This window comes from Colwellia sp. BRX10-3, from assembly GCF_014077505.1.
Lineage (GTDB): Bacteria > Pseudomonadota > Gammaproteobacteria > Enterobacterales > Alteromonadaceae > Cognaticolwellia.
Genome location: NZ_JACGWA010000019.1, coordinates 1 through 14,802, shown reverse-complemented (window position 1 = coordinate 14,802; position 14,802 = coordinate 1). Strand labels below are relative to the sequence as shown.

Below are 14,802 nucleotides of genomic sequence, written 5' to 3'. Positions count from 1 at the left end.
TAATGAAACTTGATTGAGAACTTACTATGATTAAGCTATTGAAAAGTAGATAAATGGTAAAAGCATGAACATTGATAATTCAACTCGTCTTAGTTATCAGCTTATTAATGAAACTGATAGTGAGTTTCTTTATCAGCTTGATCAAAATCCGGAAGTTATGCGTTATATTAATAGCGGTAACATGACCACACGCGAAGATATTAGCCAGGTATTTATCCCGCGCCATAACGCCTATAAAGACGTTAATAAAGGTTGGGGATTATGGAAAGTTACCGTACTTGAAACTCAAGAAGACATTGGCTGGATTTTAGTACGTCCAATGGACTTTTTCTCTGACCAACCCATTTGGCATGACATCGAACTAGGCTGGCGATTTTTTCAATCAACGTGGGGGAAAGGTTACGCCTCAGAAGCGGCGATTCATATTCAACGGGCACTTGCTAAGCAGACAGCCAATAAATTCTTTAGTGCCGTTGCCGTAAAAGACAATATTGCCTCAATTGCCGTAATGAAAAAATTGGGCATGAAATATATCAAAGCTTATGTTCATTCTGACTCGCAGTTAGGTGATTTAGATGTAGTACTTTATCGCATGGAAAACACTTAATAGCACAATAAAATAACTAAGCCACTTCATGCTGGCTCGCTTAGTTATTTGATAAACTGAACAACTAACCTTTTCGCATTTCTTTCACCATATCGGCGGTCAGTTATGTACCCGCTATCCCCATTCGTCCTGAGGTACTTCTTCTATTTTCATCCAAGTCACCGCGCGCATTCCCTCAAATCTATTGCGACCATAGTGTCGGTCAATTTGGCGATCATTGTTGCTTTTTCTTCTGTGCTAAAAATATTTTCAATTACCTTTACTGTGTTCAGTGGCATCTTCATTTCTTCATTATAATTATATTGCCAATCTCACTTTGTTTGCCGTTGTTTAACAACAAACAAAGAGATTAAGCATAATAAAAATTATCAGATAGGGCCGTGAAGAAGAATGGAAAACGATTAGAGCAGACAATAAAAAGCCCAACATAGGTTGGGCTTCGATTTATTATGTTAACTGATAGCTTGCACTCAAGGCATTAATTTTTAGAATTAACACCCTGTGATTAGTAAAAACTACACTCGTTCAAATACGGTTGCTATGCCTTGGCCTAAACCAATACACATAGTCGCTAAACCAATGTTAGCGTCTTGCGCTTCCATTAGGTTAATTAACGTACCTGAAATACGCGTGCCTGAACAACCTAGTGGGTGGCCTAAAGCAATTGCGCCACCGTTAAGGTTAATCATGTCATCCATTTTATCTTCTAAACCTAATGAACGTACACATGACAATGCTTGGGCAGCAAATGCTTCGTTAAACTCAGCGAGTTCAATATCAGCTAGTGTTAAGCCAGCACGTTTTAATGCTTTCTTAGTTGCTGGCACTGGACCAAAGCCCATCGTTGATGGATCACAACCTGCGATAGCCATACCACGAATTTTAACCCTTGGTGTTAAGCCCATCGCTTTTGCGCGTTCTGCTGACATCACTAACATTGCAGAAGCACCATCAGAAAGCGCAGAAGAAGTACCTGCAGTTACGGTACCGTTTACTGGATCAAATACCGGACGTAATGCCGATAAGCTCTCAATGGTCGTTTCAGGACGGATAACTTCATCATGCTCGATAAGCGTTAAAGCGCCCATGGCGTCATGACCTAAAGTTGGCACAATTTCATTCGCCCAACGTCCTTCAAGCATAGCTTTATGAGCACGTTGATGAGAACGAGCGCCAAAAGCATCTTGTTCAGCACGTGTAATACCGTGTTGCATACCTAATAATTCAGCCGTTAAGCCCATATTACCAGCAGCACGTGAGATATGTTTACTCAATGCGGGATCAAAATCCACATCGTACATCATAGGCACGTGACCCATGTGTTCAACACCACCCACTAAAAACACATCGCCTTGACCGGCCATGATATTAGTTGTTGCATCGTGTAGTGCTTGCATTGAAGAACCACATAAACGGTTCACGGTAACAGCACCGGTAGACTTTGGAATATCCGTTAACAGTTGCGCATTACGAGCAATATTGAAACCTTGCTCTTTAGTTTGCTTAACGTTGCCCCAAATAATATCTTCAATTAACGCAGGGTCTAAGTTAGGGTTTCTAACTAATAATTGTTGCATTAGATGTGCTGATAAAGTTTCAGCACGAACATTACGAAAAACACCGGCTTTTGAGCGCCCCATTGGGGTACGGATGCAATCGACAATAACGACTTCTTTCATGATTTTCTCCTTCGCTTAAGCTGTTTTAACATCGGTTGTAAAATATGACTGACCAGATTTCGCCATTTCGCGCATTCCATCAGTAACTTGGTAAATTTCGCCTAAGTGCGCGTATTTATCAGCCATAGCAATAAAATTATCTAATCCAAGAGTTTCTAGGTAGCGAATCGGACCGCCTCTAAATGGAGGGAAACCTAATCCGTATATCAAGCCCATGTCGGCTTCAGCTGCGGTATCCACCACACCTTCTTCTAAACAGCGCACAACTTCATTCACCATAGGGATCATCAAACGAGCAATAGTTTCATCCGAACTAAAGTCTTTTTTCTCAACACCAGCAAACAATTCATAAGCTACTTGTGCTGCTACTTTTGTCGGACGACCACGCTTATCTTTACCGTAATCGTAGAAGCCTTTACCATTTTTCTGACCCAAACGATCTTTATTATATAAAGCACTAACGGGATCATTATCAATCTTAGACATACGCGTAGGGAAACCAGATGACATAACACCAGTACAATGATCAGCGGTATCAATACCTACTACATCAAGTAAGTATGCCGGACCCATTGGCCAACCAAATTGTTTTTCCATGACCTTATCAACTGCGACAAAATCAGCACCTTCAAGTACTAATTGGCTAAAGCCGGCAAAGTATGGAAATAAAACACGGTTAATGTAAAAACCTGGACAATCGTTAACAACAATAGGTGATTTACCCATTTTTGCCGCGTAAGCCACAACAGCAGCAACGGTTTCATCAGAGGTTTCTTTACCACGAATAACTTCAACCAATGGCATTTTGTTTACCGGGTTGAAGAAATGCATGCCACAAAACTTATCTTTGCGTTTGAGGCCTTGTGCTAATAAATCAATTGAAATAGTTGAGGTATTTGAAGTCACAATCGTGTCTTCATCAACATAGTTTTCAACTTCAGCCAACACCATAGCTTTTACTTTCGGGTTTTCAACTACAGCTTCAACAACAATATCAACACCTTTAAGACTGTCATAACTTAATGACGGTGTTATGCTATTGAGTACGCCAGCCATTTTCTTAACTGTCATGCGACCGCGTTCAACTTGCTTAGTTAAAATGCCAGCAGCCGTTGTTAGACCTAAATCAAGCGCTTGGTCGTTAATATCTTTCATGATAATTGGCGTGCCTTTATAGGCTGATTGGTAAGCAATACCACCACCCATAATACCTGCACCCAATACCGCCGCTTTATTCACTGCTTTAGTGGCTTGTTTACCGGCTTTTTTCGCTTTGCCTTTAACCACTTGGTCAGCCATAAATAAACCAATTTGTGCGGTGGCGGCATCGGTTTTCGCTAGTTTTGCAAAACCAGCGTTTTCTAATGCCATCGCGCCTGCACGGCCTAAACCTGCTGCCGCTTCAATCGTTTTAACCATCACCATTGGTGCTGGATAATGTTTACCCGCTTTCGCTGCAATCATGCCTTTACAAGTATTAAAAGTCATAATGGTTTCTGTTGGCGAAAGCTTTAATGCTTCGAGCTTAGGTTGACGTTTAGCACGCCAATCTAATTTTCCAGCAATAGCTTGGTTTAGCATATTTATTGCTGCTTCACGTAAATGTTCTGGTGCAACTACAGCGTCAAGTACACCAACAGCCATTGCTTGTTCAGCTTTAAAGGCTCTGCCTGTCGACATCCATTCAATAGCATTATCTGCGCCAATTACACGAGGTAAACGCACGGTACCGCCAAAGCCAGGTATTAAACCTAAGCTAACTTCCGGTAAACCAATGGAACAAGAGGTATCAGCAATACGATAATCACAGGCTAAACTCATTTCACAACCGCCACCTAATGCAAAACCATTAATGGCTACAACTGTCGGTAAGTTTATATCTTCAAATGAGTCAAAAACATCAGAACCTTGTTTTATCCAAGGCAGTAATTCATCTTCCGGTTTTTTAAATATTTCTAAAAACTCGGTGATGTCAGCACCAACGATGAAAGAAGACTTACCAGAGGTAACTAAAACCCCTTTTGCTTCACTGCAATTATTAATCGCATCAACAACTGCGATATATTCTTTAAACGTTGCCTGATCAAATTTGTTAACTGAGCCTTGTGCATCGAATTTAAATTCGACAATGCCATCATCTAACAACTGGGCAGAAAGGCTTTTGCCTTGAAATAACATGCCTACTCTCCTGATTTTTTTGGGTCGGTTGACTGGTAATACGTAATCATAGACTACTACCGAGCGTGTGGATATTTAGCTTACCCGTTAAATTTAATTAACCAGTAAAAGAAATAAAGTGCCAATGAGTTTGCCTTGAAAGGAAAGGGAAAGCAAACTTTTTTAAACAAGCGTTTTAATTAAGTGTATTAATTTTACCAAGGTCTTTATTTAATGCGGCCGCGCGTGCCTCTTTGTTCATTTATTTTCATTTTATCGAGCAACTCTCTCTCCATATCTATACCTTGCCAATGAGCAATATCTAAAACTCTCAGTACAATATCAGCTAACTCTTCACCAAATGCCTCGGTTGGCTTTTCACCACGGCATTCATTTATCGCTTCGCCAACTTCCGACGCCACTAATGCTAATGCTTCCAAAGTAGTTTTATTGTGCCAACCCATGCGTTCAACCCAATTATAGTTTTGCTCAGCTAGTTTATTAATATTCATAAATACCTCAGGTGTAGTGGTTTAATACATGACTATTGCTCAACATAAGCCTGATGTATTGGTGGTGTGTTTAGTGCTTAATTAACTTACAATGCAGTGTCAGTGTCAATACCCTATTGTTGGATTTATAATGTCATTTAATACTAAATTACGCTCGCCAGAAAACTTACTGCTTGCTATGGCATTTATCATGCCTTTGGTGTTTTCCGTATGGATGGCTTTGCTCAATAATTTTGTGGTTGAAAAAGCCAGTTTTACCGGTGCAGAAATCGGAATATTGCAGAGTCTACGGGAGGTTCCTGGTTTTCTCGCTTTTACCGTAATTTACGTTTTATTGTTTATTAAAGAACAAAGGCTCGCTTTAGTCTCTTTAGGTTTAACAAGCATAGGAGTTGCAGCATCAGGATTTTTCCCGTCAGTTATTGGCTTATACCTAACCACCATAATTATGTCGGTTGGTTTTAATATAAAGATGACGATTTCGAGACCGTGAACCAATCACTTACTTTACAGTGGATCAGTAAAGACAAAACTGCGCACTTTTTAGGACCCATGTTATCAGTCAAATCAATTGCCTCTTTACTCGCCTTTTCCAGCATCTGGATATTAATGGAGCACTTCGCCTGGAGCTATCAAGCAACCTACTTGCTATTTGGCGGCATCGCATTGGTACTTACTATTGTGCTAGCTTTTTCATTTCCTTACTTCGTGCCACCTGCTGAGCAAACTCGGCGATTAATCTTACGTAAACGTTATCTACTATTTTATGCTTTAACATTTTTTAGTGGCGCTCGTAGGCAAATTTTTGTCGTGTTCGCTGGTTTTTTGATGGTAGAAAAATTCCATTATAGTGTTGCTGATGTCAGTGCGCTGTTTCTGATCAACTATGTTTTTAATTGGTTATTTGCCGCCAAAATAGGCCAATTTATTGGTCGAGTTAGTGAACGAAGTGTTTTAAGGTTTGAATATATTGGTCTAACTATTCTTTTTATTCTGTACGGCTTAGTTGAGAACGCTCATATTGCGGCCGTACTTTATGTTATAGATCACTTATTTTTCGCGTTGGCGATTGCGATAAAAACCTATTTCCAAAAAATCGCGTTACCAGAAGATATTGCAGCAAGTGCTGGGGTTAGTTTTTCTATTAATCATATTGCAGCCGTGGTTATCCCGGCTTTACTTGGCATGGTTTGGATAGTAAATGCTTCGTGGGTATTTTATATCGGCGCTGGATTTGCCTGCTGCTCTTTATTATTAACCTTGTTAATGCCTTTCGAGCCGAGCCTAAATGTAGAATTTCGTAGAAAAGAAAAAGCACTTGTGAAACAAGTGCTTTAAATAAACCGTTTGAACTAGATTTAAGCTAGATAATACCGATATCATTCACCTCTATGCTATCGGTTTATTTTCTCTAAACAACTAAAGAACTCATCAGCTGGCATAGGCTTAGCATAATAAAAGCCTTGCACTTCATCACAACCCAATGCTATGAGTTGTGCTTCTTGCTCGCTAGTTTCAATGCCTTCAGCTATTACTTTTAAGTTCATTTGTTTACCTAAATTGATAATAGTGTCAGCTATAATTGAACCACCTGGCTCGGCAATTTCACTGACAAAAGAACGATCCACTTTTAATCGATCTAAAGGTAATTTTTGCAAATAACTTAATGAAGAAAAACCAGTACCAAAATCATCAAGTGCAATACTAATACCCTGAGATTTTAATTTCACCAAAGCGTCAATGATAACCTGAGGCTCATCCATTAAAACGTTTTCGGTAATTTCCAATTCTAATTTACTCGGATCAACTTTGTTAGATTTCGCTATTTCAATCACGGTATTAACAAAATTATCGCGTTTAAACTGAGGAATAGACACATTAACCGAAATACTCACATCTGGAAATTTACTCGCTGCCAATCTATTTAGCTGCTGACATGCTTGATCAACAACCCAATTGCCGATATCAATAATTAAACCTGAATATTCCGCTAATGGAATGAATACCGCTGGTGAAATAAATTTACCATCGGCGGTTTTCCAACGTAGTAAAGCCTCAGCACCAATTATTTTACCGGTTGCTAAACTTAACTGCGGTTGATAAAAAAGTTCTAAGCGATTATCAGCAAAATCAGTTCTTAATTGCCTGATCATACCTAAACGCCAAAGTGTTTTATCTTCCATTTCTTGGTGATAATAAACATATGGTTCATGCAGCGATTTTTTGGCTAAATTAAGGGCAATATTAATTTGATTGAGTACTTTTACGCCACGAGAACCGGCTGATTTTTTAGAACAAAAACCGTAGCTAGCGTTAATAAGTAAATTTTGCTCACCAGCCGCAAATGGCTGATTAAAAAGCGCGGATAATGATTCAGGGTTAACCCATTCTTTTGGACCAATAATCCCAAAAACATCTGCACCAATTCTTGCCAGTTGATTCTTGTCACTTAATGCTCGAATGCGTTTAGATACAGCCATTAAAAGCTGGTTACCAATATCTTGACCTAGGCCATCATTGATATCACTAAAATGATTAAGATCTACAAGTGCGGTTACTAATCTATCATCATCACTTTGGCAGAAGTCATCCAATAAATTGACGAAGTCTAATCTATTAGGTAATTCAGTTAACCAATCTTTATAAGCCGCATTACGTAGTTTTTGAAATAGATGAACATTTTCATAACCTGTGGCTATATTGGTCAGAAAAACTTCAATAAGCTGCTTTTCAATGGTTGTTAAGGCTTGAGTCAGTTCTAAATGAATTACGGCTCTAAAACCACCACTAGCAAAATAGAATGATGTATATTTGACACCAAAGAAATGCTGTTTTTGCTGGAAGCAACTGGTAATTTGGCTAGTTGCATCCCGATCATCCAAAGTCGTCAGTTTTTGATTAACACTCGATTCAGATAAGCCGTCTTGTCCAAGAATATATAAACTTAAGTCATCAGCCCCATCTACAATGCCTTGGCCGCGAGCACAAAAAACACCTCTACTGTTATTAACTAGCATTTTAAATTCTGCTAACACACCATTCGCATAGTCATGCACAGAATGCTGTTCTAATAAGCTGGCAGCTGCACCAATAATTTTCTCTAACCCCTGTCTATTTTTGGTAACAGAGTCGATTTGCTGATATGAGCGAATAGCGGCATAAACCGTGGTTACTAATTTACGGCGAGTTAATTCAGTTTTTGTTTTGTAATCGTTTATATCGTAATCTTTAATGACACTTTCTTCGGGTGCATAACCCGGTTGACCCGTACGCAATACAATACGAATATCATCACGCTTTAGTTCTTCACGGATATGTTTGACCACGGCTAAACCAGCATCATCACTTTCCATCACTACATCGAGCAAAACTAGAACGATATCATCATGCTCTTCAATGAGTTTACATGCATCTTGGCCTGAATAGGCGTGTAAGTATTCTAAATTACGCCCTAAAACCACCAAGTCAGATAGGGCAAGTTTAGTTACTGAATGAATTTCAGGGTCATCATCGACAATTAAGACCTTCCAAGTGTCCCTGATAGCTGAATCAAAGATTTCATCTTCATCACTATCGTCGATAAACAAAAAGTCGTCGTTCGTATTTTCTGAAACTTGCATATCATCCTCAATGCACTAGTAAACAACAACTAGCAGAATTTTTTAATATCTATTTCATTAAAAATCTTAATCATATATGAATACATAGTAAAAGCCGAAATCACATTATTCAACAATTCGTTTTAATAAATTTTTCATTTTTCGAGTATTATTTATAATAAATAATTTCTATATATAAAAACTATACCTAAATAATACTTAAATACCTATAAATTAAAGATAATATTTTAGTGTTTGTAAAGGAAGGATGAAAATATAATGCAATGAGTAAAGTTAATATATACGCTATAATTAATTTTTTGGCGATGTGATGTTGGGTTTTCCAGCATTTAATAGTGTTAAAGGATACAGCTAGTGTCGAATATAAGTGATGAAAATAAAGTTATTGAGCATACTGGAGTGGAAAGTAAACACGCTGTCATCGAACATGATGCAAAGCCTGTTGCGTCAAAAAAAAGCGTAAGCGCTAATGCTTCTTCACAAAAACAATTATTAGTACTAGCGAAAAATTTTTCACTTAATGCTGCATTTTTACCAGAAAACAAGCAAGCCCCTCTGGAAGATAGAGCTTATCGACGCAAAAAACTCGATGAGTTACGCAAACAACAAAATATGGAAGCTATCGTTTTACGTGCTATCCAGTATTGTTCTGATGAAACGATTACTGACAGAGCTGACCAAGACTGGTTTAGCTCGTTCGTTACATTTGCTGAAGGTATTAGCAATAAAAGCATGCAAGACTTATGGGCGAAAATTCTAGCTGGTGAGGTATCTCAACCAGGATCTTTTTCACTAAAAACCTTACAAACTTTTAGAACCATGAGTATCACTGAAGCAAAGCTGTTAGCAAAAGCTTGCAGTTTAGCTATGACTGATACACGAAAAAAAAATATTCGCGTGATTAGCGGTGCTTATCAAATTCCAAAATTATTCAATTTTTTTAATAAACAGCGCCAACAGCGACTCGACCTTAACCAAGTTGGCTTAAGCTACGCTGACATTTTAACCTTAGCCGATAACCACTTAATGTTTGAACAAGAAACAGAAAGTCATTCGCTTACTAAGGGAGAGAAAATTCAGTTTAACTATAATGGCAAGCAAGTGAGTTTCGTCGCAAAAAAAACCGATTGTATACTGACTTTTTACAAATTCACCCCCATTGGGACTGAACTCGCACATTTAATTACTGATAATGCAGACGAAAGTTATTTAACTGCAGTGAAAACGAAATTAGCGGAAAATTTTGCTGTAGATGGCTAGAACATCCGTTGATAAAGATTAATATATGGGATGTTGTTGGCAGTTACATAGCAAAAAAGAATGCGACTAGCGCATCTTTTTTATTGTAATGAGTTAAATTCCATCACCGTCAGTATGTAGACCACACTCTCTTTGCATGCCAGAAAAACGTGTATCGCTTTCATCCATGCCTGCGGTTAAAGGTCGCGTACTATGCACATCGCCCACTGAAACATAACCTTCCTCCCACAACGGGTGATAAGGTAAATTATTTGCCGTTAAGTATTGATGAACATCTTTATTTGTCCAATCAATAATAGGATGTACTTTAAAACGGCCACGTAAAATACTCACCACCGATAAACCTTCACGGTGACTTGATTGCTGACGACGAACGCCTGAAAACCATGTACCTGCTTGTAACTCACTTAAACCACGCTCTAGTGGTTCAACTTTGTTGCGTCGATTATAAGCCTTTAAAGAGTCTTCACCTGCTGACCACTCTTGACCATACTTAGCTTGTTGCCATGCTGCACTTTCTTTAGCGCTGAACACTTGTAAGTTTAACTTTAGTCGCTCAGTCAGTTTTTCAATAAACTGATAGGTTTCAGGAAATAAATGTCCAGTATCGGTTATTAATACCGGAATATTAGGCTCAATCTGAGTTAGCATATGTAGCATTACCGCAGATTGAATACCGAAGCTCGATGATAAAACGAATTGCGAAGGTAAATTCTCCATCGCCCATTCTACGCGCTGTGTTGCAGACTGTTTCTCTAATAGTTCATTCCATTGTTTTAACCAAGGCTCAGGTAACGACGCAGGAAATTTATTACTAATCACAGGAGGTATACTCGCTTTAATAATATTAGTCATGAAAATCCCTTTTGCTGACTTTTACTTCGTCAACTATACCTACACGAATAACAAAATCGCCGAAAGCTTCAGCTTCATTTCGCTCAGTTACCCAACGCGCAACCAGGCTATCAATTTCCTGTAAAACATCTTCTTCATTAAGATTTTCTTTGTACATTTTAGGTACGCGCGTACCGGCAATATTTCCACCTAAATGCATGTTGTATTTGCTTGGGCCTTTACCGACTAAGCCTATTTCAGCCAACATCGCGCGACCACATCCATTCGGACAGCCCGTAACGCGTAAAATAATACTTTCATCGGCTACATTGTGCTTAGCTAATATTGCTTCAACATCAGTGACTAAACCAGGTAAGTACCTTTCGGCCTCTGCCATTGCAAGCGGACAGGTAGGAAAAGAAACACACGCCATTGAGTTTTTGCGCTGAACAGAGACTTTGTCATCCATTAAGCCATGTGCGCGTGCTAAATGTTCAATTTCAGCTTTGTCTTCACTTGCCACACCAGCAACAATTAAGTTCTGGTTTGCGGTCATTCGAAAATCGCCTTTATGGATTTTCGCTATTTCAGCCATACCCGTTTTCAAAGGTAAATTAGGTTTATCAAGTAAACGGCCATTTTCAATAAATAACGCTAAATGATGTTTGCCATCAAAACCTTCCGTCCAACCAATACGATCGCCTCGACCCGTGAATTCATAAGGACGACTTTCAGCAAAAGTAATACCTGCACGCTTTTCAACTTCAGCTTTAAAGGTATCGACACCTACTCGGTCTAAGGTGTATTTAGTTTTCGCGTTTTTACGATTAACACGATTACCCCAATCACGCTGAGTTGTTACCACTGCGGCTGCTACATCTAGAGTTTTCGCTAACTCAACAAAACCAAAATCATCAGCTTTTCGAGGATAAGTAGATTTATCACCATGGGTCATGGCTAAGCCACCACCCACTAAAACATTAAAACCGATCAGCTTGCCGGCTTTAGCAATTGCAATAAAATTCAGATCATTAGCGTGTACGTCAACATCATTTTGCGGAGGAATAACGACGGTTGTTTTAAATTTACGTGGTAAATAGTTTGGCCCTAAAATAGGTTCAACTTCTTTACCATCTTTACCTTCTTCAATTTTCTCGCCGTCTAACCAAATTTCAGCGTAAGCGCGAGTTTTAGGTAATAAGTGTTCACTAATTTTTTTAGCCCACTCGTAAGCTTCTTGGTGTAACTCTGACTCAATGGGGTTAGTTGTACAAAGCACATTACGGTTTACATCACCTGCCGTAGCAATGGAGTCGATACCATATTCATTCAAGGTTTGATGCATTAACTTAATATTAGGCTTTAATACGCCGTGAAACTGAAAGGTTTGACGAGTCGTTAGACGAATGCTGCCGTAACTGGTCTTTTCACGCGAAAATTTATCGATAGCTAACCACTGCGTTGGCGTGATGATGCCACCTGGCATACGAGCACGCAGCATCACATTATGTAATGGTTCAAGCTTTTGTTTAGCACGCTCATTACGAATATCACGATCGTCTTGTTGGTACATACCGTGCGTTCTGATCAACTGAAAGTTATCAGCAGAAAATCCACCAGTTACATTATCTTTCAAATCTTCAGTAATGGTGCCGCGTAAGTAGTTACTTTCCGCTTTTAATCTTTCATTATCGGCATGTTTACCTTCGACAATTAAAGGGCCGTTTGCCTGATCTTTATTAGTCAAGTCAGTCATTAGTATACATCCTTCTGGTAACGCTTAGCGTTACGTAAATCTTTTAAGTATTCAGTAGCCTGTTCTTCAGATAATTGACCTTTCGTTGCAATAATTGACAACAACGCTGCCTCAACATCTTTTGCCATTCGACTCATATCGCCACAAACGTAGATATGTGCGCCTCGCTCTAACCATGAGAAAATTTCGTCAGCATTTTCTAATAATCTATCTTGAACATAAATTTTTTCAGCTTGATCCCGAGAAAATGCTAAATCAATTTTCGATAACAAACCTGATTTCAGGTAGTTTTGCCATTCGACTTGATAAAGAAAGTCTTGCGTAAAGGTTTGGTCTCCAAAAAACAGCCAATTATCACCAGTAGCATCGTTGGCTTCTCGTTCTTGCATAAACGCTCTAAACGGAGCTACACCTGTACCAGGGCCAATCATAATCACTGGTGTTTCGTTATTAGCTGGTAAACGAAAATTGTCATTGTGCTCAATAAACACCTTAACCGCACCACCTTCTTCAATACCATTGGCTAAAAATCCTGAAGCACCACCTTGACGATTTGCATCTCCAGCTTGATACTGAACTAAGCCAACGGTTAAATGAACTTCTTCTTCTACTTCACTTTGAGAAGATGCAATAGAGTAGAGTCTTGGCGTAATTTTTCTCAACGCATCAACGAATTCTTGAGCATTTAATTTTGTTTCATTAGGTAATGGCGCTGATTTCACAACATCAACGACTTGATGATTCGCCGCATAATCACGCAGTACAGATCTATCCTCTAAAAGTGCTATAAGATTAGTTGCCTGTGCTTTATTGGCCCAGAAATCGACAAATTGAATAGACGTTTGCGTGATTTCAAATTTAGTTTTTAATGCTTGTGCAATTGTTACGCTTTCATCACCTACAACAACTATTTCTTGATCATCAAATCCTAGTTCCGTAATTAGCTCGTCTACAAGTGCAACTGCATTATCAAACCAAACACCTAAAGCATCACCGGCTTGATATGTTAATCCGGATTCACCTAAATCAATTTCAATATGACGTACGTCTTTAGCAGAGTCTCTGCCAGTAATTTTCTGACTTAACAATAACTCTGCAACATACGGACTTTGCTTGTTATAAAGCGCTTCAGTGCTGTTTACTTTTGCTAAAGTTACTACATTACTTGCTGCAATTTCGCTTTCAAGTAGCGCTTTAGCTTGAGTTATTACTGTAGTTGTCCAAGTATTAGCATCGGCATCATAGTCAACATCACAATCAACACGAGGTGCCATTCTTTTAGCGCCTAACTTTTCTAAATTCAGATCAAAATCTTTACCTGTCTGGCAGAAAAATTCATAACTGGTATCTCCAAGCGACAAAACACTGTAATGCAAATGTTCTAGTTTAGGCGCTTTTTTAGAAGCCAAAAATTCGTGTAAGGCTATAGCGTCGTCCGGCGCTTCCCCCTCACCATTAGTACTGGCAACTACGAGTAAATGTGTGATGTTTTTAATGGTTTTAGGCTTTATCTCGCCCATACTTTTTAATTCAACACTTAAGCCTTCAGAAATTGCTTGCGCTGCCAACTTCTTAGCTACACCTTTAGCGTTTCCAGTTTGTGAACCATACAAAATAGTTAATGTAGTTGACACTTCGCTTGCACTTGCAACTGCCGCAGGAGCTGTCGAAGCACCAGTATTTTCAGCTTTAGCAGCTAAATAGCCACTAGCCCACGCTAATTGAAGCGGAGAAAGATCGTTGATACTTTGCTTAAAAGATGCCAATTGATTGGTATCTAGCATGGTTTGGTTTAATTTTTGCTGTTCCGGCAACATTCGACTATACGCCCATTACTAATTAATAACGCAAGGATAGACTGATTAACTACGAAAGAAAAAGAATAGAAACGGCTTTTTTATGCCAAAATAGAATATAGAAATATTAAAAAGTTAAACTGATCCCTATTAAAACTTATTGCGCACGCTATATTTAGGCAATATAAGTAATTTCAGTATCATTTATAGCGCTATAATAAATAAAAAAGTATTTTTATCTGAAGGTTACTACCTACACAGATGTGATAATACCATACATGCAATCAAGCCTAAATTCATAGGAGAGTTGGTGGGGACATGTTGCTATTGTTGCTTTAGCTTTCTTCAAATAAATAACTATAAATAATAAACTGTCAGTCTAAAGTACTTGTCTGCACGAGATGTGAACACTGTATTGTGTTTTACTAATAGCTGACAGCTACATACAGATGTTTTCCCCAGACAGCAAAAAGCCCGACTCTTTCGAATCGGGCTCTTCTAAATAGAAGCCTAGCAATGTCCTACTCTCACATGGGAACTCCCACACTACCATCGGCGCTAACACGTTTCACTTCTGAGTT

General features: G+C 38.8%; 9 protein-coding genes and 1 pseudogene. 3 read left to right on the top strand and 7 right to left on the bottom strand.

All coding sequences use genetic code 11. The annotated features are described in order from the left end of the window. The first annotated feature begins 64 nt into the window (after nucleotides 1–64). Nucleotides 65–607 carry a GNAT family N-acetyltransferase gene (locus H4J38_RS16075; protein ID WP_182133359.1) on the top strand — a complete coding sequence of 181 codons (543 nt, stop codon included), beginning with the start codon at nucleotides 65–67 and terminating at the stop codon, nucleotides 605–607. 515 nt (nucleotides 608–1,122) lie between these two features. Here the strand turns inward: H4J38_RS16075 and fadA are convergent. The 3 genes from fadA to H4J38_RS16060 form a co-directional block, all read right to left on the bottom strand. After that, nucleotides 1,123–2,286 (bottom strand): acetyl-CoA C-acyltransferase FadA, encoded by a 1,164-nt coding sequence (fadA, locus tag H4J38_RS16070; RefSeq protein WP_182133357.1) that lies wholly within the window; start codon nucleotides 2,284–2,286, stop codon nucleotides 1,123–1,125. Between the two features lie 15 nt (nucleotides 2,287–2,301). After that, on the bottom strand, nucleotides 2,302–4,464 hold the full coding sequence (gene fadB / locus H4J38_RS16065; protein ID WP_182133355.1) for a fatty acid oxidation complex subunit alpha FadB: 2,163 nt from the start codon (nucleotides 4,462–4,464) through the stop codon (nucleotides 2,302–2,304). 206 nt (nucleotides 4,465–4,670) lie between these two features. Next, a complete protein-coding gene (locus tag H4J38_RS16060; protein ID WP_182133353.1) occupies nucleotides 4,671–4,955 on the bottom strand; it encodes a MazG nucleotide pyrophosphohydrolase domain-containing protein in 285 nt (94 codons plus the stop codon). A 130-nt stretch (nucleotides 4,956–5,085) separates the two neighbouring features. On the opposite strand from H4J38_RS16060, the pseudogene H4J38_RS16055 reads away from it, so the two are divergent. Then, a pseudogene (locus tag H4J38_RS16055) lies at nucleotides 5,086–6,293 on the top strand (MFS transporter). A gap of 56 nt (nucleotides 6,294–6,349) precedes the next feature. Here the strand turns inward: H4J38_RS16055 and H4J38_RS16050 are convergent. Continuing rightward, the gene (locus tag H4J38_RS16050) at nucleotides 6,350–8,575 is read right to left on the bottom strand and encodes an EAL domain-containing protein (protein WP_182133351.1); all 2,226 of its coding nucleotides are present in this window, start codon (nucleotides 8,573–8,575) and stop codon (nucleotides 6,350–6,352) included. A gap of 354 nt (nucleotides 8,576–8,929) precedes the next feature. Between H4J38_RS16050 and H4J38_RS16045 the strand changes: the two genes are divergently transcribed. After that, nucleotides 8,930–9,835: a TIGR03899 family protein gene (locus H4J38_RS16045; RefSeq protein ID WP_182133349.1), complete on the top strand. Its 906-nt coding sequence runs from the start codon at nucleotides 8,930–8,932 to the stop codon at nucleotides 9,833–9,835. Nucleotides 9,836–9,928: 93 nt separating this feature from the next. On the opposite strand, the gene H4J38_RS16040 is transcribed toward H4J38_RS16045, so the two are convergent. Genes H4J38_RS16040 through H4J38_RS16030 form a run of 3 tightly spaced genes read right to left on the bottom strand, consistent with a single transcriptional unit; the run spans nucleotide 9,929 to nucleotide 14,242 of the window. Then, complete coding sequence (locus H4J38_RS16040; RefSeq protein WP_182133347.1) at nucleotides 9,929–10,690, bottom strand: phosphoadenylyl-sulfate reductase; 762 nt, start codon at nucleotides 10,688–10,690, stop codon at nucleotides 9,929–9,931. Continuing rightward, the gene (gene cysI / locus H4J38_RS16035; RefSeq protein ID WP_182133345.1) at nucleotides 10,683–12,425 is read right to left on the bottom strand and encodes an assimilatory sulfite reductase (NADPH) hemoprotein subunit; all 1,743 of its coding nucleotides are present in this window, start codon (nucleotides 12,423–12,425) and stop codon (nucleotides 10,683–10,685) included. The genes H4J38_RS16040 and cysI overlap by 8 nt, the downstream gene beginning before the upstream one ends. After that, on the bottom strand, nucleotides 12,425–14,242 hold the full coding sequence (locus H4J38_RS16030; RefSeq protein WP_182133343.1) for an assimilatory sulfite reductase (NADPH) flavoprotein subunit: 1,818 nt from the start codon (nucleotides 14,240–14,242) through the stop codon (nucleotides 12,425–12,427). Before H4J38_RS16030 ends, cysI begins: the two co-directional genes overlap by 1 nt. Nucleotides 14,243–14,802: the final 560 nt, after the last annotated feature.